This window comes from Moorena sp. SIO1F2, from assembly GCF_010672755.1.
Classification (GTDB): Bacteria; Cyanobacteriota; Cyanobacteriia; order Cyanobacteriales; family Coleofasciculaceae; genus Moorena.
On record NZ_JAAHFV010000627.1, the window covers coordinates 1 to 1808 of the forward strand.

General features: G+C 40.7%; 1 protein-coding gene. It reads right to left on the reverse strand.

Annotated elements, in window-relative coordinates:
- Positions 1 to 167: 167 nt before the first annotated feature.
- The gene (locus F6J94_RS33535) at positions 168 to 1670 is read right to left on the reverse strand and encodes a DUF1802 family protein (protein ID WP_293048208.1); all 1503 of its coding nucleotides are present in this window, start codon (positions 1668 to 1670) and stop codon (positions 168 to 170) included.
- Positions 1671 to 1808 lie beyond the last annotated feature (138 nt).

The following is a 1808-nucleotide window of genomic DNA, read 5'->3' on the forward strand; positions in this document are numbered from 1 at the left end:
TATTGCCTATTGCCTATTGCCTATTGCATATTGCCTATTGCCTATTGCCTATTGCCTATTGCCTATTGCCTATTGCCTATTGCCTCTTGCCTATTGCCTCTTGCCTGTTCCCTATTCCCTGTTCCCTATTCCCTGCTCCCTGCTCCCTAAAAATGTACCTCTGCTAGTTAATCCATGGGCAAGTCCCGCAGGAAATAAAAGCAATCACTTTTACTATCCGTTTCCTTGATTCGCCCCAAGTAGCCAGTTAAGGGAGAAGAAAGCTCAATCAATATTTCGTGTAGTTCTGGCTGAGTCAAGGACTGGGGTGGATTGGAGAAGTTATAGGCTCCATAGATCATCTCTACTCCCACCGTGTGATTATCTCTATCGTCAATTAGCTTTTTCACCAGCTGGACAATATGCGATCGCAATTTCAGTTTTTCAGAAATATGATTAATATATTTTTCAACTTCCTGATCAGCTTGACCAGGTATCAAGTAATCCTTCAGTATAATTAAATCAACAGAATTGGGATACTGGCTTTGGAGTTTCACCAGCTTCTGAAGAGTGTCAGGATTAATAATTGCCATACCATGTACAATAGCTGCATCCATAAGTTGTTTAGTCGGCTCACCAGGGCCAATAATTAACTTAGCAGTTTTCTTAAGTAGTTCTTGATTGTTTAAACGTAACGTTCCTAAATTCAACAGTTGTACTGCCGTATCGTTAGGAATTTTTTTCCCAGCCTTGCACTCACCCACCAAAGGATAAGGTTTTGAACAGAATAAATCTAAACCACCAGCACCACCTTTGTGAGCATGGTCGATGGTAAATCCGAGAAACTTAAGGCTATCACGAACAATATTTTCAAAATCTGTTCCAGCTTGATAATTAGTTTTACCTTGATCCAATTCTTTGCTGCGATTTCCTAATGCTGCTATGGTATTTATCCAAGCTACATCTGGATTAGATGACCTTAATTGCTTGTTGCTACTCCAGCCTATAAATTTTTTTATCTCTTCGTCAAGGGCTTCAGCCGCTGGGTTAGTAATCACCAGGGTAGCGATTTGACTCTGTAATTCTTCCAATTCCGGATACAGTGGCGGGAGTCGATTTTCTAGCTGGTGTCGCCGTTGGCTGAAAATGCGATCGCTTAATACTGGCCAATCGTCACTAACCCTAATATTATCACCTAAACTAACAAACTTCCCAAGGGGCTGACTAGTATTATTTATAGCTACTTCAAGCACTTTAGGCAACTGATAGACCCGCAAGTAAGCCAGGAAAATACCCTGTTTTTTCTCAAGTCTTGCTTGTAATCCTGCTGCTGTCCATACCGTTAACGGTGATAAGCTCTCCAAGGATTCAGTTTTATTCAGGTGTTGGCAAAGTTCACACCTAGCCCAAGCCTTAATCAAAACTGTCTCAGAATTCAGTGCCGTTAGACTTTTTTGGGCTATTTCTCTAAAACTAGGGCGATAATAGTGCTCAAGAGACAGGGGATTACTTGATGTATGATTATTACTTGATAGTGTACTACTTGATAGTGTAGACGGATATAGGGCAAATTTCCGCCCTGGATTGATAAATAGCTGAGGGATAGCAGCAATCATTCGCCCTTGGATTAAGGCTTCGATATCTGGTGCTGGTAAAAGGAGAGCTCTTGGAATTAAATCTTGCTGACTCATTATCTTACTGACTCAATAGTAGATATCTATATCACTTCCTATCAATCAATCTCATTCCTGCCTGGCATCGTCAACTTTGTAAGTCTTGTTAACTCTAGCAGTTAAAACTAAACCATCTATAATAATCTGTGTAGGAAC

What these genes read in the sequence shown, in the direction of transcription:
- F6J94_RS33535 (WP_293048208.1), bottom strand. Translation starts at nt 1,670, where the DNA reads ATGAGTCAGCAAGATTTAATTCCAAGAGCTCTCCTTTTACCAGCACCA.